General features: G+C 55.0%; 18 protein-coding genes. 5 read left to right on the top strand and 13 right to left on the bottom strand.

Going from position 1 to position 18,586, the window contains the following annotated elements; all coding sequences use genetic code 11:
* Positions 1-232 precede the first annotated feature (232 nt).
* From polA to BN8_RS07615, 3 genes are all read right to left on the bottom strand, one after another.
* Complete coding sequence (gene polA / locus BN8_RS07625; RefSeq protein ID WP_009281254.1) at positions 233-3,337, bottom strand: DNA polymerase I; 3,105 nt, start codon at positions 3,335-3,337, stop codon at positions 233-235.
* A 194-nt stretch (positions 3,338-3,531) separates the two neighbouring features.
* Positions 3,532-4,521 (bottom strand): fasciclin domain-containing protein, encoded by a 990-nt coding sequence (locus BN8_RS07620; protein WP_009281253.1) that lies wholly within the window; start codon positions 4,519-4,521, stop codon positions 3,532-3,534.
* A 125-nt stretch (positions 4,522-4,646) separates the two neighbouring features.
* The gene (locus BN8_RS07615; protein WP_009281252.1) at positions 4,647-5,147 is read right to left on the bottom strand and encodes a vitamin K epoxide reductase family protein; all 501 of its coding nucleotides are present in this window, start codon (positions 5,145-5,147) and stop codon (positions 4,647-4,649) included.
* A 116-nt stretch (positions 5,148-5,263) separates the two neighbouring features.
* Here BN8_RS07615 and BN8_RS31575 point away from each other — a divergent pair, with 116 nt between their 5' ends.
* The 3 genes from BN8_RS31575 (at position 5,264) to BN8_RS07600 (ending at position 7,308) form a co-directional block, all read left to right on the top strand.
* On the top strand, positions 5,264-6,181 hold the full coding sequence (locus tag BN8_RS31575; protein ID WP_009281251.1) for a helix-turn-helix domain-containing protein: 918 nt from the start codon (positions 5,264-5,266) through the stop codon (positions 6,179-6,181).
* Between the two features lie 88 nt (positions 6,182-6,269).
* On the top strand, positions 6,270-6,809 hold the full coding sequence (locus tag BN8_RS07605) for a hypothetical protein (protein ID WP_009281250.1): 540 nt from the start codon (positions 6,270-6,272) through the stop codon (positions 6,807-6,809).
* The gene (locus tag BN8_RS07600; RefSeq protein WP_009281249.1) at positions 6,802-7,308 is read left to right on the top strand and encodes a hypothetical protein; all 507 of its coding nucleotides are present in this window, start codon (positions 6,802-6,804) and stop codon (positions 7,306-7,308) included. Before BN8_RS07605 ends, BN8_RS07600 begins: the two co-directional genes overlap by 8 nt.
* A 3-nt stretch (positions 7,309-7,311) precedes the next feature.
* Here BN8_RS07600 and BN8_RS07595 read toward each other — a convergent pair whose 3' ends face one another.
* The 4 genes from BN8_RS07595 to BN8_RS07580 form a co-directional block, all read right to left on the bottom strand.
* Positions 7,312-8,616, bottom strand: a complete 1,305-nt coding sequence (locus BN8_RS07595; RefSeq protein WP_009281248.1) for a DUF4270 family protein — start codon at positions 8,614-8,616, stop codon at positions 7,312-7,314.
* Between the two features lie 97 nt (positions 8,617-8,713).
* Complete coding sequence (locus BN8_RS07590) at positions 8,714-9,025, bottom strand: DUF4907 domain-containing protein (RefSeq protein ID WP_051041010.1); 312 nt, start codon at positions 9,023-9,025, stop codon at positions 8,714-8,716.
* Positions 9,018-10,019 (bottom strand): Kelch repeat-containing protein, encoded by a 1,002-nt coding sequence (locus BN8_RS07585; RefSeq protein WP_009281246.1) that lies wholly within the window; start codon positions 10,017-10,019, stop codon positions 9,018-9,020. The genes BN8_RS07590 and BN8_RS07585 overlap by 8 nt, the downstream gene beginning before the upstream one ends.
* Positions 10,020-10,111: 92 nt before the next feature.
* Positions 10,112-10,579 carry a hypothetical protein gene (locus BN8_RS07580; protein ID WP_009281245.1) on the bottom strand — a complete coding sequence of 156 codons (468 nt, stop codon included), beginning with the start codon at positions 10,577-10,579 and terminating at the stop codon, positions 10,112-10,114.
* 24 nt (positions 10,580-10,603) lie between these two features.
* Here BN8_RS07580 and BN8_RS33180 point away from each other — a divergent pair, with 24 nt between their 5' ends.
* Positions 10,604-10,780 (top strand): hypothetical protein, encoded by a 177-nt coding sequence (locus BN8_RS33180; RefSeq protein WP_009281244.1) that lies wholly within the window; start codon positions 10,604-10,606, stop codon positions 10,778-10,780.
* A 9-nt stretch (positions 10,781-10,789) separates the two neighbouring features.
* Here the strand turns inward: BN8_RS33180 and BN8_RS07575 are convergent, their stop codons facing one another.
* The 5 genes from BN8_RS07575 to BN8_RS07555 all read right to left on the bottom strand — a co-directional run bounded on the left by BN8_RS07575 (position 10,790) and on the right by BN8_RS07555 (position 14,048).
* Positions 10,790-11,380 (bottom strand): RNA polymerase sigma-70 factor, encoded by a 591-nt coding sequence (locus tag BN8_RS07575; protein WP_009281243.1) that lies wholly within the window; start codon positions 11,378-11,380, stop codon positions 10,790-10,792.
* Between the two features lie 79 nt (positions 11,381-11,459).
* Positions 11,460-11,903 (bottom strand): hypothetical protein, encoded by a 444-nt coding sequence (locus tag BN8_RS07570; RefSeq protein WP_040005522.1) that lies wholly within the window; start codon positions 11,901-11,903, stop codon positions 11,460-11,462.
* A 68-nt stretch (positions 11,904-11,971) separates the two neighbouring features.
* Positions 11,972-12,439: an SgcJ/EcaC family oxidoreductase gene (locus BN8_RS07565; RefSeq protein WP_009281241.1), complete on the bottom strand. Its 468-nt coding sequence runs from the start codon at positions 12,437-12,439 to the stop codon at positions 11,972-11,974.
* 19 nt (positions 12,440-12,458) lie between these two features.
* A complete protein-coding gene (locus tag BN8_RS07560) occupies positions 12,459-13,094 on the bottom strand; it encodes an NAD(P)-dependent oxidoreductase (RefSeq protein ID WP_009281240.1) in 636 nt (211 codons plus the stop codon).
* Positions 13,095-13,163: 69 nt separating this feature from the next.
* Positions 13,164-14,048: a helix-turn-helix domain-containing protein gene (locus tag BN8_RS07555; RefSeq protein ID WP_009281239.1), complete on the bottom strand. Its 885-nt coding sequence runs from the start codon at positions 14,046-14,048 to the stop codon at positions 13,164-13,166.
* A gap of 83 nt (positions 14,049-14,131) precedes the next feature.
* Between BN8_RS07555 and BN8_RS07550 the strand changes: the two genes are divergently transcribed.
* A complete protein-coding gene (locus tag BN8_RS07550; protein WP_009281238.1) occupies positions 14,132-17,071 on the top strand; it encodes a hypothetical protein in 2,940 nt (979 codons plus the stop codon).
* An 82-nt stretch (positions 17,072-17,153) separates the two neighbouring features.
* On the opposite strand, the gene BN8_RS07545 is transcribed toward BN8_RS07550, so the two are convergent.
* On the bottom strand, positions 17,154-18,485 hold the full coding sequence (locus BN8_RS07545; RefSeq protein ID WP_009281237.1) for an ABC transporter permease: 1,332 nt from the start codon (positions 18,483-18,485) through the stop codon (positions 17,154-17,156).
* Between the last annotated feature and the right edge of the window lie 101 nt (positions 18,486-18,586).

The following is an 18,586-nucleotide window of genomic DNA, read 5'->3' as shown; positions in this document are numbered from 1 at the left end:
CACGGATCAGGGCTATCCATACTAATTCGGTTGTCCTGGGTAATTCTGAATTGGTAGGTGTAACGTTAAGTCTTGCCCGAGCAGCCTATGACTGAGATTGCTGTAAGTCCGTCTCATGAGTTGAAGCAGGGATAATAGAATGAGACTCCTTCTTAAAAACGACAATAGCCCGGTTAACCGGGCTATTGTCTATCAGAAACAACAAATCTTTTGCTTTAATCACCCACCACGGTTAGTGCGCTACCAGCCAGTTTTCGCCGACACCAATGCCGGTTTCCATCTGCACCGCCATCGGAATCGCTGTTTTCATAATGTGGTTCACGTTCTCGCGCAGGATGTCCAGTTCATCGCGGTGGGCGTCGAACACCAGTTCGTCGTGCACGGTCAGGATCATCTTCGACTTCAGCCGTTCTTTGCGCAGAAACTCGTGAATCCGAATCATCGCGATCTTGAGCATGTCGGCCGCGCTGCCCTGAATCGGCGCGTTGATGGCGTTGCGCTCGGCAAACATCCGGTCGGTAATGTTCCGCGAATTGATGTCGCGGAGGTAGCGCCGACGCCCCAGAATCGTTTCGGCGTAGCCGCAGCCCCGCGCTTTATCGATGCTCTGGTCCATATAGGCTTTCACGGCCGAAAATTCCACAAAGTACTCCTCGATAATCTGCGACGCTTCCTTGCGCGGAATCTTGAGCCGCTGGGCCAGCCCGAACGACGAAATGCCGTAAATAATACCGAAGTTGATGGTCTTGGCTTTCCGGCGCATATCGCTCGTTACCTCGCTGATCGGTACGTGGAAAACCTTGCTGGCCGTCTGCGTATGAATATCAATGCCGTTGTTGAACGCGTCGAGCATGGTCTGGTCCCCGCTGAAAGCCGCCATAATCCGCAGTTCAATCTGCGAATAGTCGGCCGACATAATCAGGAATTCCTCGGAGCGGGGCACAAATGCCTTGCGGATTTCCTGGCCGCGCGGTGTCCGGATTGGAATGTTCTGCAAGTTTGGATTTGCCGAACTTAATCGCCCCGTCGACGCTACGGCCTGGTTAAACGAGGTATGAATCCGGCCGTCGCGCTTGCTGATAAGCAGCGGCAAGGCATCCACGTATGTATTTTTCAGCTTGACCAGTTCGCGGTAATCAAGAATCTTGCGGGCAATCTCGTGTTCTTCTTCCAGCTTCGACAGGATTTCTTCGCCGGTCGCGTACTGCCCCGTACGGGTCTTTTTGGCGTTTTTATCCAGCTTGAGCTTATCGAACAGAATCTCACCCAGTTGCTTCGGTGAGCCGATATTGAAGGCCCCGCCCGCAATCTCGAAAATTTCCTGCTGTACCTGCCGCATGTCCGTTTCCAGCGTTGCCGAGAGTTCGGCCAGGGCGTTGGTATCAATGCGAATGCCTTCCAGTTCCAGATCGGCCAACACCTGTACGAGTGGCATTTCTACCTGATCGAACAGCTTGTCGAGCTTATCCTGCTCCAGCCGGGGGGCAAACGTTTCCTTCAGTTGCAGAGTAACATCAGCATCTTCGCCGGCGTATTCGACCACCTTCTGCACATCCACGTCGCGCATGTTCAACTGGCCTTTGCCTTTCTTGCCAATCAACGATTCGATCTCAACGGGGTGATAGTTCAGGTACGTCATGGCCATAATGTCCATGTTGTGCCGCTGCTCAGGTTCGATCAGGTAGTGAGCGATCATCGTATCGAACAGCTTGCCCTGCACTTCCACGCCGTACTTTTTCAGCATCAGCAGGTCGTACTTCAGGTTCTGCCCAATCTTACCGATATTCGGGTTCTCCAGCACCGGCTTGAATACGTCTACAATCGCCTGCGCTTCGGCGGGGTCGTCGGGAACGGGGACGTAGAACGCTTCGCCTGTTCGGTAGCTGAACGCCAGCCCAACCAGATCGGCCTCGACCGGATCGAGGGCCGTCGTTTCAGAATCAAAGCAGATGGCCTCCTGTTTGCTCATGAAGTGAACCAGGCTCTCGCGCAGTTCGGGCGTATCGACGAGCCGGTAATCGTGCTTAACGGACAGGATAGTCTTCCGTCGCTCCGGTTGTACGTCGTCAATTTCTACGTCGGGATAGACATCCAGATAGGCTGGCCGATTGGCTTGTGCCGTTTCGGTCACCTCGTTGCCAACGGCATCGTCGGTGGTGATGGTATCCTTCACCGCATCCGGCGTGGCCGATGTAGCCGAAGCCGTCGGCGCCTTTACCGGCGTTGCCTTGGAGCGTTTCGGCGCGGGCTTGGCCGCTGGTGTTGCAGGCGTATCATTCGAACCAAAATCAAACGGCAGATCATCGGCCCCCGACGGTGTTACGTCCGTACGGCTCTCAGCAGGCATCGGCATGAAGGCCGGGCTATCGAACAAGCCCATTTGTCCAGACGTACTGCTCTTACTACGGTCAGGTGCTGTAGCCGCTGCTCCTTCCGATCGTGCCCCCCCCTCAAAATCAGAACCCAGCAGCCGGGTTTTCATCTGCCGGAACTCCAGTTCATCAAGCAGAGCCGCCAGGCGAGGTTTGTCGTATTCGGTATGCAGAAGGGCTTCCTCATCAAACGCAATGGGAACGTCGAGGTGGATCGTGGCCAGGTGTTTCGATAACATTCCCTGCTGGCCGTAATTGATGACGTTTTCTTTCAGCTTACCCTTTAATTGCTCAGCGTTGGCAATCAGGTTTTCAACGGAACCGTAGTCGGCGATGAGTTTCTGCGCCGTTTTCTCCCCAATGCCCGGAATGCCCGGGATGTTGTCGACCGAATCACCAACCAGACCGAGCATGTCCGTTACCTGCTCAATCCGCTCAATCTGCCAGCGGTCGAGGACTTCGGCAACGCCGAGCTTTTCGGCCGGTTTGCCCATAAACGCGGGCTTATAAATGTGAATGTGCTCTTCGACCAGTTGACCGTAGTCCTTATCAGGAGTCATCATGTACACCTCAAATCCGGCCAGGGCCGCCTTTTTAGCCAGCGTCCCGATTACGTCGTCGGCTTCGAACCCATCCAGTTGAAGAATAGGAATTTGCATAGCCTCAATAATCTGCCGGATGTAGGGTTTGGCAATGCTGATGTCTTCCGGCTGCGACTGCCGCGTAGCCTTATACATCGGAAACTGCTCATGCCGGAAGGTTGCTTTGGCCGTATCGAACGCCACCCCAATGTGGGTGGGCTTCTCCTTGTTCAGTACCTCCATGAGCGAGTTCATGAAGCCGAAGATGGAACTGGTATTCAGCCCGCGGGAGGTGATGCGCGGGTTTTTGTTGAATGCGAAATGGGCGCGGTAGATAAGCGCCAGCGCGTCGAGTAAAAAGAGTTTTTTCTGTGGCCTGGTCATTCGGTTGACGACTGCGAGGGGCTGATCAGACGGTTGAAACAGCCCGCCCAAAGTACGGAAATTGCCTTCTATAGTACAAAAACATAACAGCACCGGCAGTGTTTTGATTCCGGCTTTTCGATGTCACAGCCGCCCAAAAACGCGTTAAGCTGCCCGGCTGGAGCAGCTTAACGTATAAACCTGTATTTGTGCCGTTACGGCAACAATACGCGGTCAATCTTATGGATAACGCCGTTGGTTGCGTTAATGTCGGGGGTGGTCACCCGCGACGGGTTACCGCCATTGCCCCGCCCGGTAACTGTAACGGCTGTTGAACTGACGCCCACTGTAACCGTTCCGGTCTGGAACGTAGTGATCGTGGCCCCGTTGGTTAGCGTGGGTGAATACGCCCGAACAGCCGGAATTACGTGATAGGTCAGGATACCCCTCAGAACATCCTCCGGGGCCGCGGTGATGGCGGCTACCGTAGAGAAAGACGTGGCCCGGAACGCTGCGTTCGTTGGCGCAAAAACCGTTATCGGAATGGCCGGATTGTTTAAAGCGGTTGTTACTTCCGCGCCCCCCCGGAGGGCAGCAGCCGTCAGCAGACTCAGGCTCGTATCGGCCTGAACGACCGCCAGGATTGAACCGGTCGGCGGCAGCAGCACCCTGTCAATAACGTGGATGATACCATTCGACGCGGCTACGTCGGCCTGCAGCACCCGGGCTCCATTGACGGATACGCCCGTTGCGGTTCCTGAGGTTGAAGCCGCTTTGCTGATGTATATCGTACCGTTAGCGCTCAGCGACGTTGGCTGGGCATTCTGCCCCGTATTGATAGCCGATGCCGGTACTGATCCACCTATCACGTGATATAGCAGGATGTTCCGCAAGGCGTTCTGATCCGCAGCATTAACAGCGGCAGCGTTGGCGTAACCGGCCGCCCGGAATGCATCGTCTGTTGGGGCAAACACGGTATAGGGACCCGGCTGTCGTAACGTGGCATCCAGCCCCGCCCGGGCCAGGGCCGCATTCAGCAGGGTGAACTGGGCGTTGGTTCCAACAAGTTCGGCGATGTTTGCCGTAACCGGCGTATTGTCGTCATCATCTGAGCAAGCTGTCATGCCGAAGACAAACAACGTAAACAGGGCGGCAACGATCAGACCCGATTGCCACGGAAAAGTGGTAGATAATTTGATGTGCATTGGTTTAATCGATAGTGTACGTTTACCTGGGTTTTACCATACTACATACTCCCTCCGGAAGTATGTATTTGACTCAAACTACTGTATAACCAGTTTGTTCACGTACTAAGCAAACGCCCCCTCACCTACCGCCGAAAAATAGTCCGGAACGCCCTGATCATTTCCGGAACCGCCAGCGCCACCGATGCCACCGACGCTACCGTAGCGGCCTGGCAGTAAGCGCAGAAAGCTTTGTTTTCCTGCCATTCCTCCCGGGCCAGTTGAGCGGCCGTACCGACGTCCACCAGTGTCTTTACGCCCGTCGCGATTGGGAGCCAGGGCTGGTCTTCAACTCGATTTTTACCTCCGGCTCCAGCCAGCCAGGCCGTCAGGCCGTAGGTTACGACCATCATCAGCGCGTCGGGCGTTTGCAGCCGTTTATAAGCATAGTCAGAGGCATCGACCTTGTCGGAATCGAAGATTGAAACCGGTGGATCAGGCAGGTGTTTGATGATACCCGTCTGGTACAGTGAGACAATCTGGCCCGCGGCTACACCCAGTAGGGAAAGGCCGACAATCCAGCGCCGGTTGGTGAGGTCGGCCGACTGCTCTTCGCGCAGTTCGTGCGATAGTTGGGTTGGATTCATAACGTTTAGTTAGTTTGACGTTCGTAGTTTGTGGTTTGTAGTTGCTACTGTCTGTCTTCAACCACAAACTACGAACAACAAACGAAAGGCCTTGTTAACAATTCCGAGTGTATGTCATGAAACCAGCCGATCCGATTCCCACCTACCGACCCGACGCCTTTGCCAACGACTACCTCGTTCGTGATCAGCCGATTCCTGCCGACTGGTCACTGTCCACGATGGCGTCGGGGTTTGCGGCCGTATACCGGATTGAGCAGGTCCGGCAGTTCTTCCGGTTTCCAATTGCCCCCAACCGTATTACATTCTACGACGGGCTTTTGCTTACCGCTGGCACCTTGCATCGGCAGTGTGGTCTGTATGATGTTCAGCTTACACCCAACAGCCTGTTGGTGCTGGCTCCGGACACCATCAACGCAACGGATTTTATTAGTGAGGATGTGACCGGATTTTATTTTCATTTCGACCGCGAGTTTTTTGTCACGAATCTGGCCACTCCCGACCTGCTGGATACCTGCCCATTTTTTGAAGCGGGTAACGAACCATTCCTCAACCTGACCAACGAGCAGTCAGCGTGGTTTACGACCTTACTTGGGTTAACTGAACAAATCCTCCGGGCCAACTCACCTGACAGCGCCCGGGGACTCCTCCAGGCATTAATTGTCCGGGCGACCCAGTTGCATCAGCGACAGCCTGAGTCGTCAACCTCTTCCCCTGCTGATATCCGGCTGACGGCCGCCTTCAAGCGTTTGGTGCAACAGCAGTACGTAAGCTGGCATGGTGTCAGCCAGTATGCCGATGCACTGGCCGTAACGCCCAATCACCTCAACCGCGTTGTGAAACGCACCACGGCCCGACCCGCCAGCTTTCATGTAGCAACGTTGCTGATCCTGGAAGCGAAACTGTTGCTAAAAAACAGCCAGCTATCTGTAGCCGAAATTGCCGCGAAACTGCATTTCGACGATCCGGCATACTTTGGTCGCTTCTTCCGTCAGCAAACCGGCCAGACGCCGACCGCCTACCGGCATTCGGCCTGATTTGTCCGGTAAGGGACCGCAATCCTCCTACCCCTCCCTTACCCTGCCAGCGTAATTTTGCTTCCATCAATCACGATACAACAAGCATATGGAAGCGACAATCCAACAACGCAGCTCGACCACCGGGCGCATCCTGAATAGTCTTTTGCTGATTGCCCTTGTCAGTCATGCGATGTGGCTGTTTGGCAACGTGTACGAAGCCATCGTGGATGCGCCAAACCTGACCGCATCGCCGGCTGCGGCCCGGCAGTGCTGGCTTGATTACCATAGCGTGACTAACCCGATTTTTTACCACATCCCGAATACGCCCATTGGCTTCTTAACGCTGATCGTGGCATGGTGGCGCGGTAAGAAATCGTTACCTCCTAACGCTCAAAAGTGGCTGACGTGGGCTACTCTCGGATCGCTGGGAGCCGTTTTGCTTACAGTATACGTAGTCACTCAGATTAATCTGCGGCTGTATTTCGGCGGCCCGAACCCCGATAACGCCGACGTACTCGATCTGGCAAACCAATGGATTGTTCTGAATCTGTTGCGGATCGCCTTTGAAGTAGTTACGGTGGTTTACCTGTTTCGCACGTACCTGACTTTCTACAGTTCACGTATTATACGGACTGATTATGTCTAACGTCCGCCGGCTCCACTGGTTTCTGGGGTTTACCATCTTCGGGCTGGCCCATTGGTTCTTCGGCAACCTGTACGAAACCGTCGTGTTTACGCCGAATACCCTGTCCGACCCCGCGACCGCCCTGACACACTGGAATGCCTTTACGAAGGTTACCAATCCTGTCTGGTATTTTATTCCGTTAAGCCCCCTGACGTTTGTGGCCGCGGTTGGGGCTTACTGGATTAGTCGCGACCACGATAAGTCATTACGTAACTGGCTGCTGGCTACCTTGCTTTTCACATTAGTTGCGGTATTCATGACAGTGTACATCGTTACGCAAATTAACCTGAACGTATTTTTCTCCGGGGCCGACCTGCTGGCCAACCGGGCGCAGGTCAACCAGTTAGTCTGGCGGGGTATGTCCTGGGGCATTGTTCGGCTTGTGTGCGTTGGAGCTGCACTCTATACGGCCGTAAAAGCCGGTTATAGGGTGTTACGTACTGGTTCGGACGGTACGTAACAGCTACGGCTTCTCCAGGGTCATGTACAGCCGCAACCGGAGCCGATAGCCTGCCTTAAATGCGTCACCGAACGTCAGCCGTTCAAGTGGAAGGCTGTTGGTTTCCGTGATGGCCTGTAGCAAAAGCGGACGGTTAGGTAGACGGGCTTTTAGTATTTCGTTCACGTAGTACGTTATATTGAAGGTGTACTGCGCCTGCTGTTCAAGATCGTTCGGGTCGTAGCCATAATACCCCACAACCGTACTGCTGCTCCCTTCCGCATCCGGCACGATGCTCAGCGTTTCGTTGAGGCTATTGGTCTGGAACAACACAAGCCGCGACGGGGGCGCTGCGTTATCGCGCCGGTCGCGCCGAATGGGTTCAAGAATCAAATCCGCCCGATTAATGCCCCGGTACTGTTGCGTCTGCACGAGTTGGGTCAGGCCCGGAATCTCAAGCCGGGCACGAAGCATGGCTCCAGCCGCTATGAAGGCCGTGTTCTGAGTCAGGCGGCTGCTGACGGCATCCAGCCGCGTTCGCAGATTGCTGAGGGGGGTACCGGTCCGGTCCCCGGCCACCTGACTAAAATGAGTGCCAGTCAGGTCGAAACGGATTGTACTTCGGGTCTGATTCAAATCCGTATCGTGGTAGTACAACACCAATCCTGCTTCGGCTGACGATATGCCCAGCTTCAGCAACAGGTTGGTCGACGGATCGCTTAGCAGCGCCAGCCCTTTCCAGTAAGCATCCATCGTCTCTTCGTCGATGATCACGCGGTTGCGCAGTTTGTCGAAAAAATCCTGGCTTAGGGCGTTGGGCAATCGGATTCGTACCTGGCGACTGCCGTACCTCGGCCATGGGCGAAACGTTTTGGTCAGCAGGGGCGTCGGTTCATAAGCAGCCGCATCCAGGTTTGAATACGTCTGGTCGTCGAGTTTGGCCCGAAGTTGGTGAACGTTAAGCGTCAGGAGTTGCGACGTATCACCGTAGGCTGTACCCAACGGCAGTACCAGCACCAATGAATCAAAGCGAACCGTTTGCTGATCCGGTAAGCTATGCGTGGCATACCCTAAGGAAACAAAACCCTTCGCCGTCGTTTGCCCAGCCTGTGGGTCAGCCCACCGTCCTATCAGCACACTACTGTCGGCCGAGGTGGTGAACGTATCAGCCAGCACGGTCGACGCAAGCACCGTAACCGAATCGACAAGCTGAACGTCGAGTTCGCGGGGTGTTACAATCTGCTGCCCTACGGTCAGATCACCCGACTGACAGCCAGTAAAAATAATAGCGATTAAGGAAACCGACAGATAGGTATGAATTCGCGTCATGAATAAGAAGTCGTTGAAATGGGCGTCAGGCTGCGATTTCTTCGCAGTGGCATTGAGCGGCCACGATCGTTACCTGACGCCCAGCAGATGAAAAGCACTAGCGAACCTCCTCGGGCCGTAGCGTTGGGGGAAACTCCCCCTGTTGCAGTTTGCTGAGTACGCGTTCGCCCACACGCCGGGCATGCGCTTCATCGGTAAACCGCTGCTGGCCGGACAGACCAGGCACGACCGGCTGGTAGATCAGGGGTTTCGCGCCCTGCCGAATCTCGTACACCCAACCGGCTTCTGTCTGGAACACCCGCAACGCATAGCGCGGATGCCGGCCAAACAGCCAGTAGGCACTGAGCAGCACTGCCCAGAGACCGAGTACCAACCAGGTGCCCCAGATTCGATTCGTCGGTTTAATCATCGCTGTCGCGTTCCTTATCAGGATCAAATTCCCACAGATCATCCAGCCGCCCTGTTCCGACGCTCCCGGTTGTTACGTAGCCTTTCCCGTTGATGGCAAACCCAACGGCATACGAACGCGTACTGCCTTCGAATGCCCCCCGGTCGTCGCTCCACGAATCGCTCGCCGGATCGTATTCCCACACGGTGTTGTTGCCATCACCGAGCAGTACGTACCCTTTTGAGCCAATGGCGAAGGCTACACCGTAGCTGCGGGCTACCGTCTCTTCGTCGTCAAATTCATCTTTTTCAACCCACGTATCCTGTGCCGGATCATAAGCCCAGACATCCTTCTGGTTTATGCCATTGTTGTTGCCTCCAACCACGTAGCCTAGTCCGTCGAGTACGAAGGCCACCGCCCCGAGTCGTTTGGGACCTGAATAACTGGCCACGCGCTGCCACTGGTCAGTGGCAGGGTCATAGGCGTAAAAATCCTTGAGGTAATTACCGTCGAACCCCGTTCCGACGTAGCCTTTGTTGCCGATCGTGAATGCCACCGCATTCCGGCGGGCTGACCCTGCATAATCGGCTATCTTTCGCCACGCATTGGTAGCAGGGTCGTATTCGTAAAAGTCTTTGAGTCGGTCGCTGTTGTTGTCGAGACCGGTACCGACGTAGCCTTTGCTGCCAACCGCAAACCCGACGGCTGCAAAGCGAGGGGTTCCGGCATAGTCGGCTATCTGCGTCCAGGTATTGCGGGCCGCATCATACCCCCAGAAATCGGTCAGGCGTTCGTTATCGGCGTTCGTACCGGTGCCAACGTAGGCAATGTTGTTGATGATAAACCCGGCGGCTGCCTGCCGGGCAACCCCTTCGAAATCAGACCGACGACGCCAGTCGCCCATCACCGCCACCTCATCGGAGCCACTACAGCCAATGAGCCAGCCACTGGCAAGGGTGAGCATTCCGGCCGCCAGTCGGGGCCATAACGAACGAGTCGAAAAGCAATGTATCATGAGAACGTTTACGTGTTTTCGAAGGTGAGTCCAATCGGGTCTGCAAGGTTGGATTAGCCCCCTGTTAATAAATGTTAAGCGTGAAAACGGGATTAGTTGGCTGGAATGAGCCGATACGTGTACTGGACCGTGATGGCCTTATTATCGGCATCCGTTTCTTCGGAGGTGAACGAAAAGTCGAAGTTGGTATCCGACAGCGTTAGGATCGAAAAATCGCTTTGGCCGTCCAGGCGGAGTTTGGAATCCTGTTCGACCAGTTCCCAGTTGCCCTCGTAGCTCGTCGAATCGTTGAGGAAGGTATACGAACCATTGTTCTCAAAATTGAACCGATACGCCGACAGATCGGCGTCATTGGTCGTTCCGCCCTTCTGGTAGTACGTGTAGGTGAGGTTGCTGTAGCTGTACTGAGCGCTCTGGACCTGCCAGTTCCGGCTGAGTAGCTGGCTCTTGGCAACAGGTTGCGGATCGTCCGTGCTGGAACAACCAGCCAGCGTAAGTATACTGAGCGTAGTCATCAACAGCAGGCGCTGGGCGGAGGTGAGGTAATGGAGTAGAATCATGGCGATTTCAATTACGTTTCGCCAATGCTAACGCTGGATTTTGTGCATTCAGCCGCCCTCTGCTACGTTCGAGCCCTTTCCGGCGAAGAACAGGCCAAGTTCAGCGACGAGGGTACAACCGCATCGTTGAACTTGGCGCAGGTGTGGATGGGTGGTGTCAGGTTCCGAACCCGGCTCCACCCATCCAACACAAGCCACTGATGACTACTTTTACGGCTTTCCTGTCCAGAAGAAGCCCAGACCTGCCAACAGCGTGGCAAGGTTCTGAAGCTGAGTGCGGAGAAACGAGGTGGAGCGGGACAGGTGATATTCAATCGTTTTTTCGGACAGGCCCAGTTGGGCGGCAATTTCCCGATTGCTCATCCGCTCGAAACGATTCAGCAGAAACACCTCGCGTGTTTTGTCGGGAAGCTGGGCCAGTGCCTGATTAAGCGACTCGGAAAGCTCCTGATACTGAACAGCTGATGTCGTTTGGTTTGATTCGGCAGGCCGTGCGTGGAGAATGTATTCGGCGTACTGATCGCTCTGGAGTTGTTGCCGGACATGGTCAATAATCAGATTCCGGAGCGACGTAGTGAAGTATGCTTTCAGATTATCGACCCGAAGGACTTCGCGCTTCTGCCAGAGTTTCAAAAACAGTTCCTGCACCAGATCCTGTGCCAGTTCGCTATCTCGGAGCTTGCGGCAGGCTACGACATACAACTCGAACCAATGCCGGTCGTACAGGGTCCGAAAGGCCTGCTCATCGGCGTGCCGAAGCCGGCCGACCAGTGTCTCATCGCTCAACTCCTGCCCTAACATGGTCGCAAAATTCGCTACGTACGGCAAACCAGCGCCAGAAAAGCTGTTAAGGTTTTGTGAAACTGAGGCAATGCGTCTGTTAACCAGCGTATGGCACAGTGGAATCGGGCAGAATTCGCAACAGCATCCAGCCGTTTAGCAGTACTCCGGCAAACGCAGCCGGTTGCCGGTACCATAAGTCAGTATACCGAAGTCGTTCGTAAGTAACTGGGTCAAAGTCAGCCTCCAGACTAAACTGAATAGGAAGTTGAATCAGCAGTGTTGATATCGTTGGAATCAGCAGTAGTATCAACGACGCCCAGATCATCCAACGCGGAATAGCCACCGACCTAAACCAGAACATCAGTACAGCCGGAATGTAAACCAGAAAAGTTGGGACAACATAGAGCGGGATGATAAGCTCGTCAACAGATTGTTTGAACGCCCGCCATCCACCAGTGATGTAGGGCCAGCTCGGGTAATATACAAACACTTCGAGAACGGTAGCCCCATAGATATAAAACCCCAGTGCGAGCCTAAGCATAGTTATCCAGGCCGTTAACCGAGTGTGTGTTGACACGTTCATAAAACAGTATGTGGTTGATTGTCTGATCAGGTTTGCGGTCCGCTGAAGCCGGGGCCTGGTTTCACGTCCCGGTACACCTGCGTCAGGTCGGTATTATGCACCAGTCGAACAGACCAATCCGGCCCTACGTGTCGGCAAATGATCTGAATAACACCGTTTCGCATCGGGATCAGTTGCCCGGCCGGCGTTGAGCTGTTCTCGACCTGCCACTGCCCCGTCACGATAACCAGCCCCTCGATCAGCGACCGAATGTAGAGATTGGTGAGCGACAGCACGGCCTCTTTGTTTACTACGGCGAACGGATACCGGTGCTGTTCAATGATCTCGCTGCGGTTTGTAGCTACCTGCCCTACTACATCGATAAACTCCGCATCGTCGGTGAAGATGGTACCGAACAGGGTCGGGTCTTTAGTATTCCATGTGTCGACAAACCGCTCCAGCAGCGCCGTAATGGCCTGCGTCTGGTCTTCCGGTAAGGTTGAGTTGATAGTCATGATTGTTGATTGGATTTGGTTAATAGGCCAGTACGGGCTTTTGCCGTACGTATTGATCGGACGAAATCTGCTGAATGATAAAGTCAGCTACATCAGCGCGGCTAATTTGCGACCCTCCTTCGGGTGAGTACGTTACGCTAACCCGATAGCGCCCCGTAGCCGGTCCATTGGTCAGCGTAGTCGGTCGGACACAGATCCAGTTGATGTCTGTGGTGGCATCAAGTTGCTGCTCAAATCGGCGCATATCGTCGTACAGATTACGCAGCAGCCAACGACCAATGAAGCGGTAAAACCAGCTTTTCAGAATGGTGGGATCATCATCCTGCACCCCACCCGACGTAATGGCGATCAATTTTTGAACCCCGGTCTGCCGCATAGCTTCCAGCATGATGCGGCCTCCATCCGAAAAAAGAGTGGTCTTTGCCAGGCTCTTACCCGTTCCTAAAGCCGATATGACCACATCCGTACCAGCCAGGTGGCTGGAAAAGGTTTCTGGTCGCATCACATCCCCGGGCACAATCGTAACGGGCGCTCCCGTTGGCGGAACGGCTTCCGGCCGACGAACCAGGACCGTTACGTCGTACTTTTTCTCAACCAGTTTTTGCAGCAGCAACTGCCCGGTTGGCCCAGTTGCCCCAAAAAGAAATGCCCGCATGACTCCTGTCTTGTTATGGGTACAAAAGTGCAGCAGACAGAAGCGTACAGGCTAGGACTAAGCCGGAGACTATCCGGACGAATCCTGCATAGCACGCCGATAGTCAGAGGGTGTCTGCCCAGTAACTTTCCGGAACAGCCGTCCAAAGTACGAGGGGTCCTGCAAATTCAGGCTGTAGGCAATAGTCGCGATGTCGGTAGTCGTGTTCTGGAGCTGTACCCGGGCATACAGCACCAGCGTTTCGAGCAGAATAGATTTAGGTGCTTTACCCGTCGCGGTTTTCACGCAACGAAACAGGTAGTTTTCTGAAATAGCCAGCGCATCAGCGTAAAAAGCCAGGTCTTTGCGCAGGATGCAGTGCGTGTAAACCAGTTGTTTGAACTGGGTAGCGAGCTGCTCTTCCCGACTCATCGACGTACTCGCCAACGTGGCCTTGGGAAGTAGTTTAATGATCAGTCCCGCCAGCAGGTGCAAAGCCGCATCAGTGAGTACCCCCTGCGCCTGTTCGTCGGCCAGCAGATGGCACAGACCAGAACACCAGGCAACATCCCCGGCGGTCAGGGGCAGAACGGCCGGAAGAGCCAGCCACTGCTGCAACTGAACCGGGCTGAGGAGTCGATCCAGCACCATCGGATCGAACCCGATGAAAAAACCAGCCACGGGCGGCTGAATAGCCTGGATAGCCGTAATCGTCCCGGCCCGGACCAGCAGCAGTCGCTGCGCATCAATCGTTACTTCATCCAGATTATGTACTTGACGGCCTTCGCCCTGCGTCAGAAAAACCAGATAGTTGTAGGTGGTTCGGTGGAGCAGCGTGGGCACAACCAGCCGGGGAGCCACCTGCTCAACCCGAACGATCTGGAAATAATCCGGCCGACTTACTTCATCGAAAGGCTGTCGAATATAAGCCTTTCGAAAACCCGTGGGATCAATCAGGCGCGGGGGTGTATCCATCGGTGCAAAACAAAAGCAGTTCGACTATGTAAGATAACTAATATATTCGCTTTCACCGTACCTTTCGCGGTAGCTACCTGCCTATGAAAACCCGATTACTAACTGTACTGACTTTGTTCGTTTGTCTGGCTGCCACGGCTCAAACCCTGCCTGTGCTTGATCAGAACCCTACCCAGTTGCGCTGGTATCGGGTAACTACCCCCCATTTCCGCGTGCTCTATCCCGATGGGTTCGACAGCGTGGCTCAACGGACAGCCCAGCGACTGGAGGGGCTCTACGAACCGGTCAGCGCTTCACTGAATCGTCGCCCCCGCCGGATTTCGGTACTGCTCCAGAACCAGACGACGGTCAGCAACGGCTTTGTGAGTTTGCTGCCCCGCCGGTCGGAGTTTTATGCCGTACAGCCGCAGAATCCCGGTCTGGCCGGTACCCTCGACTGGCTCGACCTGCTGGCTGTTCACGAATACCGGCACGTGGTTCAGAACGACAAAGCTCTCCAGGGATACGGCCGGTTGCTGTACACCCTGTTCGGGAACGTGGGGCTCAACTTCCCGCTGCTGACCGTTCCCGACTGGTTTGCCGAAGGCGACGCCGTCAGCACCGAAACCCTGCTGACGCCCGGTGGTCGCGGCCGGATTCCGTATTTCAACCTCAATCTGCGGGCCAATCTGCTGGCCGGTCGGCGGTTCGACTATCCGAAAGCCGTCTGCGGCTCGTTTATCGATAACGTACCTAACCATTACGAACTGGGTTATTTCCTGACGACGTATCTGAAACGAACGTACGGTCCGGACGCCTGGAGCCGGATTCTGAACCGCAACTACCGGCACTTCCCCTGGCCGTTTACGTTCTCGGGCAGCATTCGCCAGGAAACGGGGCTTCGCGTAGAGCAACTCTACCAGAAAACGATGGACGACCTGACCGAAACCTGGCAGAAACAGCAGGAAGGTTTGAAAATCACGGCTGCTGACGGCTTTCCGATTCAAAAACCCGAGCAGGTCGGGCGACAGTCTGCGGAATCAGGGCCGGTGTTCACCAACTACCAGCATCCGCAATACCTGACGGATTCGACCGTATTGTGCGTAAAAAGCGGCCTTGGCGATACGCCCCGGCTGGTTATTCTGGACAAAAACGGGCGGGAGAAAAAAGTATTTGTGCAAGGGTTCCCCAATGATCCCGGTATCCTGTCGGCTACTGCCACCAAAGCCTGCTGGATTGAGTTTGGCTATGATCCGCGCTGGGGCCAGCGGGTGTATTCCAACATCCGGCTGCTCGATCTGACTACCGGCCAGCTTACGCGCCTGACCCACCGCACGCGCTACACGGCAGCCGCCCTGTCGCCGGATGCCAAAAAGCTGATTGTAGTCGACAATACGGATGAGTATCAGATCCGGCTGCTGGTGCTGGACGCGGCCACCGGCGCCATTCTGAAAGCGATCCCGAATCCCGGCAACGAATTGTTTATCCAACCCCGCTGGCGCGACGACCGGACCGTAGTCGCTGTTGCGCTGAAAGACGGGCAGAAAACCATTCAGCTTATCGACACGGAAACCAACGCACGTACTGAGCTTCTCCCCCGCGCCAACGAGAACCTGAGCCATCCGCAGCCCTGGGGCAACTACGTCCTCTACAACTCCCCACGTTCCGGCATCGACAACATCTACGCCGTCGATACGCAGACGAAGGCTGTGTTTCAGGTTACGTCGCGCCCCCTGGCGGCTTATCATGCGGTCGTTTCGCCCGGTGGCAACCGGCTGGCGTTTGAGGATTTCTCGGCCATTGGCTACCGCATCATGGATATGCCGCTCGACCCGGCGGCCTGGCAACCGGCCCGCAGTGTCGACAACCGGACGGTTCGCTATTTTGGGCCGCTGGTGCAGCAGGAACCCGGTGTGACCGAAGCCCGGCAGGTGTTGAACGACTCAAGCGCGACCGCCAGACCGTATCCTGTAAATCGCTTTAGCCGGCTGGCCAATGCCATCAATATTTACAGTTGGGGTCCTTTGCTCAGTTCCAATGGGCAGGCGCTGTCGGTGAGTCTCAGTTCGCAGGATTTGCTGAGTACGACCCAGTTCTCGGTCGGGTACAACTACAACCAGGCCGAGCGCGTGGGAGCGTTCTTTGCTAATTTCAGCTATCAGGGTCTCTACCCCATCATTGACGTAAGTTTTCAGCATGGAAACCGGAGCACGTCGCTTTACGTTGACCGGGTCATTCCCGCCGACAGCCTGCGTTCTGACCGCTGGCAGTACAATCAGCTAACGGCCGGTTTCCGACTTCCCCTTCAGCTCACCAACTCGAAATACATTCAGAGTATGAACCTCTCGGCGTATTACAACTACCTGCAGGTAAGTGATTATAACTTGCCGTTCCGGTATATATCCGAAGTTGGTTCGGCTGGGTCGCTCAATGCTATGACTTATGGATTTTCGTATTCGCGGCTGTTACGTCAGAGCAAACGCGACGTAGCACCCCGCTGGGGGCAAACCCTTTCGGTTTCGCTACGTAACACCCCGTTTGAAGGACGACTCACTGCCGAGCAATGGAGCGTGCAGGGCAATCTGTTTTTTCCTGGCCTGGGCAAGCATCATTCGGTACGGTTGCGGGGAGGTTACCAACAGCAGGCCCGCGGCACGTACCGCTTCAGCCCTGGTATTTTCTACCCACGCGGACAGGATTACGTCAGCGACGACAAGATTACGGTTGGAAGCGCCGAATACCGGCTACCGCTGGCGGATGTGCACTGGTCGCTGGGGCGCTGGCTGTACATTCAACGTATCAAAGCGGCCGGATTTTTCGATGCGGCCGATGGACAAAGCCGCCTGGAGGTTCGGGATGTGTACGGGCGACTGCGTGGCTATGAGACCGTTCAGCGATCGTACCAGACCACTGGTCTGGACCTGACGTTTGTATTCAACGCCCTCCGGCTGCGCGTACCGTTTGAACTGGGCGTCCGGACGATTTACAACGTCACCACTGGCCAGGTCCTACCCCAGTTGCTGATCGTGGATATTGGGATATAATGCAAGGGGCGTGGAGCGAAGGGCACAGGGTAGTTGTCAGTTCTACCCTGTGCCCTTCGCCCCACGCCCCTTGCCCAAGGCACTACGCCTTATAAAACACCCACTTCGACAGTTCCTTGTACGTTACTTTTTTGCCGTACATCAGGATGCCGACGCGGTAGATTCGGGCAGCCAGCCAGGTGGTTCCGGCGAAGCCAATTGCCAGCAGGAACATCGATAAGGCCAGCTCCCAACCCGGAACGCCAAACGGCACCCGCACCATCATTATCACTGGCGAGGTGAACGGAATCATGGACGTCCAGAAAGCCAGTGCACCATCGGGTTCACGAATCACAAACTGAGCCACGGCGATAGCACCGATGATGGGAATCGTGATCGGAAACATAAACTGCTGCGTTTCGGTCTCGTTGTCGACGGCCGCCCCGATGGCACCAAACAGGGCGCTATAGAGCAGATACCCCCCGAGGAAATAGAACAGGAAGCAGGCCACAATCAGCGGAATGTTCAGGGTTTCGATGGCCCGCACTACGTTGTTCATGACGCCCTGTTGCGCCTGCCTGACCTCAGGATCAGGAGCAACAGCCGCGCCCTGACCAGCGGCTGCCGACGTCTGCATAGCCGCCCGCCCGCGCTCTACCTTGTCGCCGAACACTTGTCCACCAATCGTAAACAGCCCTACCGTCAGTAAGATCCAGAGCATGAACTGCGTCAGACCGACCAGCGCCACACCGATGATCTTGCCCATCATGAGCTGAAATGGCTTCACCGATGAGATGATTACTTCGACAATCCGGTTGGTTTTTTCTTCCATCACCCCCCGCATTACCTGCGTGCCGTAAATAAACACCGAAATGTAAATCAGGAACGCACAGACGTACCCGATGATCGATGTAGCAATGGCACTGCTGTTTTGTTCGCCGGTTTCACGCAGGCTGAAGGTCTGCGCATCGACATTCACCTTGGCATCTTCAATAATTTTGCGCGTGATGCCGGCCTGGTTGAGTTTGATGGTTTCAATCTCCTTTGAAATGGCGCGTTCAATATTGTTCTGCAATTCAATACTCACGCTTTTCTCGGCAAAAATCTGCACCGTTTTGGGCTGCTCAATTACGTCCGTCGGAATGAAAACCAGCGCATCGTAGCCACTTTTGGCAAACTGTTTCTTGGCCTGAGCCAGTGGTTGCTTCAGGTAGGAATACGTCGTCTCTTTTGTGTCTTTGAACTGGTTGGCAAAGCGCCCGCTCTCATCGATGACCGCTACTTTCTTCTGGTTGATGGAACTGATGGCCGCCCAGCCGATCACGGCGTAAAACGCAAAAATTAACAGCGGGCCAAGAATCGTCATGATCACAAACGACCGTTTGCGAACGCGCACGAGATACTCGCGCTTAATAATGAGGAAAATTGTGTTCATGGGGTTTTAATGAGTGAAAGAGTGAAAGAGTGAATGAGCGAATGAGTGACAGAGCGAATGGGTGACCAGGCACCTCTTTGTCGCTCTTTCAATCAATCGTG

The organism is Fibrisoma limi BUZ 3, assembly GCF_000296815.2.
GTDB lineage: Bacteria > Bacteroidota > Bacteroidia > Cytophagales > Spirosomataceae > Fibrisoma > Fibrisoma limi.
This window is presented reverse-complemented; position numbering and strand designations above follow the sequence as displayed.

What these genes read in the sequence shown, in the direction of transcription:
- polA (WP_009281254.1), bottom strand. Translation starts at nt 3,337, where the DNA reads ATGACCAGGCCACAGAAAAAACTCTTTTTACTCGACGCGCTGGCGCTT.
- BN8_RS07620 (WP_009281253.1), bottom strand. Translation starts at nt 4,521, where the DNA reads ATGCACATCAAATTATCTACCACTTTTCCGTGGCAATCGGGTCTGATC.
- BN8_RS07570 (WP_040005522.1), bottom strand. Translation starts at nt 11,903, where the DNA reads ATGCTTAGGCTCGCACTGGGGTTTTATATCTATGGGGCTACCGTTCTC.
- BN8_RS07550 (WP_009281238.1), top strand. Translation starts at nt 14,132, where the DNA reads ATGAAAACCCGATTACTAACTGTACTGACTTTGTTCGTTTGTCTGGCT.
- BN8_RS07560 (WP_009281240.1), bottom strand. Translation starts at nt 13,094, where the DNA reads ATGCGGGCATTTCTTTTTGGGGCAACTGGGCCAACCGGGCAGTTGCTG.
- BN8_RS31575 (WP_009281251.1), top strand. Translation starts at nt 5,264, where the DNA reads ATGAAACCAGCCGATCCGATTCCCACCTACCGACCCGACGCCTTTGCC.
- BN8_RS07575 (WP_009281243.1), bottom strand. Translation starts at nt 11,380, where the DNA reads ATGTTAGGGCAGGAGTTGAGCGATGAGACACTGGTCGGCCGGCTTCGG.
- BN8_RS07580 (WP_009281245.1), bottom strand. Translation starts at nt 10,579, where the DNA reads ATGATTCTACTCCATTACCTCACCTCCGCCCAGCGCCTGCTGTTGATG.
- BN8_RS07565 (WP_009281241.1), bottom strand. Translation starts at nt 12,439, where the DNA reads ATGACTATCAACTCAACCTTACCGGAAGACCAGACGCAGGCCATTACG.
- BN8_RS07600 (WP_009281249.1), top strand. Translation starts at nt 6,802, where the DNA reads ATGTCTAACGTCCGCCGGCTCCACTGGTTTCTGGGGTTTACCATCTTC.
- BN8_RS07585 (WP_009281246.1), bottom strand. Translation starts at nt 10,019, where the DNA reads ATGATACATTGCTTTTCGACTCGTTCGTTATGGCCCCGACTGGCGGCC.
- BN8_RS07555 (WP_009281239.1), bottom strand. Translation starts at nt 14,048, where the DNA reads ATGGATACACCCCCGCGCCTGATTGATCCCACGGGTTTTCGAAAGGCT.
- BN8_RS07590 (WP_051041010.1), bottom strand. Translation starts at nt 9,025, where the DNA reads ATGATTAAACCGACGAATCGAATCTGGGGCACCTGGTTGGTACTCGGT.
- BN8_RS07605 (WP_009281250.1), top strand. Translation starts at nt 6,270, where the DNA reads ATGGAAGCGACAATCCAACAACGCAGCTCGACCACCGGGCGCATCCTG.
- BN8_RS07595 (WP_009281248.1), bottom strand. Translation starts at nt 8,616, where the DNA reads ATGACGCGAATTCATACCTATCTGTCGGTTTCCTTAATCGCTATTATT.
- BN8_RS33180 (WP_009281244.1), top strand. Translation starts at nt 10,604, where the DNA reads ATGCTAACGCTGGATTTTGTGCATTCAGCCGCCCTCTGCTACGTTCGA.
- BN8_RS07615 (WP_009281252.1), bottom strand. Translation starts at nt 5,147, where the DNA reads ATGAATCCAACCCAACTATCGCACGAACTGCGCGAAGAGCAGTCGGCC.
- BN8_RS07545 (WP_009281237.1), bottom strand. Translation starts at nt 18,485, where the DNA reads ATGAACACAATTTTCCTCATTATTAAGCGCGAGTATCTCGTGCGCGTT.